The organism is Acinetobacter sp. AR2-3 (genome assembly GCF_001878775.1).
GTDB lineage: Bacteria > Pseudomonadota > Gammaproteobacteria > Pseudomonadales > Moraxellaceae > Acinetobacter > Acinetobacter lwoffii_D.
Genome location: NZ_MJIQ01000008.1, coordinates 1 through 1,807, shown reverse-complemented (window position 1 = coordinate 1,807; position 1,807 = coordinate 1). Strand labels below are relative to the sequence as shown.

General features: G+C 35.6%; 2 protein-coding genes and 1 pseudogene. 1 reads left to right on the top strand and 2 read right to left on the bottom strand.

Annotation, left to right across the window (positions count from 1 at the left end):
- A pseudogene (locus BFN00_RS16035) lies at positions 1-148 on the bottom strand (IS5/IS1182 family transposase); the annotation flags it as partial.
- 492 nt (positions 149-640) lie between these two features.
- The gene (locus tag BFN00_RS00390; protein ID WP_071850127.1) at positions 641-913 is read right to left on the bottom strand and encodes a hypothetical protein; all 273 of its coding nucleotides are present in this window, start codon (positions 911-913) and stop codon (positions 641-643) included.
- A gap of 433 nt (positions 914-1,346) precedes the next feature.
- Here BFN00_RS00390 and BFN00_RS00385 point away from each other — a divergent pair, with 433 nt between their 5' ends.
- Complete coding sequence (locus BFN00_RS00385; RefSeq protein ID WP_004280022.1) at positions 1,347-1,550, top strand: hypothetical protein; 204 nt, start codon at positions 1,347-1,349, stop codon at positions 1,548-1,550.
- The last annotated feature ends 257 nt before the right edge of the window (positions 1,551-1,807 follow it).

Here is a 1,807-nt window from a genome sequence, read left to right as displayed (position 1 = left end):
ACAGCAAAGAATGCGGCCTTCCAGATTTTTTCTTGGCAAGTTCAGCGTGTTGTAACACCGATACCATTTTTAAGAATAATGGACGAGGAACTCCAACGAGTCGTTTAAATTCCCCATCATTAAATCGAGTTAAATTTTCATATTTCATGGGGCTAGTATAAACAATTTTTTACTTTCGCAAGAGATCTATTGTTGTACCTTTAGGTATTTTATTAGTTATCAAGCTTACCCCACAAAACATTATAGATGATTGTAGAATTCTTGCAGAAACCTTAGTTGAAAGGCCTATAAACCGTTGGGCAGCAGGAATTATTATCCTGATATGGCTGTAGTATTAGGATATTTAACCATTTACTTCATGAACGATTCACTGTCTATACTGTCTATTTTTAACAAGTGAGATTTAGATACCCTCTCTCATTTGCACCCATTTAATATAATGGGCATTATTCGAAATTAAACTTTAAACCAAAATAGAAATGAAATATCTGCTTTCAGAGCATGACATTAGTTCTGTCGTTCAACTTTAAAAGTGACATTGGCCATGTCGATCCCGAATGATGATATGTAGGATAGCAGTAACTAGTTTCTTGGATTCTATTCACTAAAACTGACAACGTATCTGTCGCATGAAGCAATGTTAAAGAATCTGGTTACTTTGTGCATAAGTATCCAGTTCACCTTGAGTAACGACACGCCCCTCCTGCATTTCATCAATACGTACCAGTAGCAAGCCACCTAAAGCAGGCTGATAACGACGGGCACTGCCAAAAGGCGTATAGGTCACTTTCGACTGAACACTAAAGCTCAACCAGTCTTCATGTCCCAACATCACAGCAACCGGCTCAAGTCCCTGCTGTTGCATCAATTTAATTTTCTGATTCACATAGTGTTCAATGGTCAGTTCAGTCATGGTACGAGTATTCAGTTTTAGAATTACATTTCAGACAGTATAAAGCATGCAAATGAGGTTAAAGATCAGAAAACCAGCAGCCGGTATTCTTTTAATAAATAAGTCGATTGGATTTTAATTTTCTCATTGTAGATCTGAAATTTTCTATTTCATACGGTTGATAAAATTAGAAAATAACCTGGTTCACTAATAAGCTATTGAATTAGAAAATTAATTATCCAAATTTATAGCTTATAAAAACTTAATATTTAGTTACAACCTATTCAATATGATAAAAATCATTTACTTAGCGTTTAAATTGATTTTTTCTTAATCAACCGATGTTCACTATATACACAAATTCATTTAAATTAATTTAAATAAAGGCATTTGCCCTTTAAAAGATAATTTTTCACCCTTATTTAAGATTTAACAATGATGAAGGAGTGATCTCGTGAAAAAAGTGGTTAAAGCGAAAAATTTGATTGCATTTCGACTATGGTTAGAAAAATTGGGATATTCGGTACGCACTCTGGCGGATGATCGTGGTTTCAGTTTCAGTTTCAAGAAAGAATATGGCCTGGTGACCTGTGATCTGGCAGGTAATGCTCTGGCACTACAACTAGGCGAGGAATTTGAAGATCATTTAAAAGCCTGATTGCTTCTATTTAAGAGCAGAAAAATAAATTAATCTTTCCACTGATTCAACAGCGCTATTCTCCAGTTATTCAGCCCATTTCGATGGGCTTTTCTTTGTTCAGTAAATTTCAGGCAATAAAAAAGCAAGGCATCGGCCTTGCTTTAATATCTGTCTCTTATACACATCTGACGCTGCCGACGATCTTACGCGTGTAGATCTCGTTCGTGTCTGTCTCGTTAACAGACCAACTGTTCATCTTGTGTTACTCCAATCCT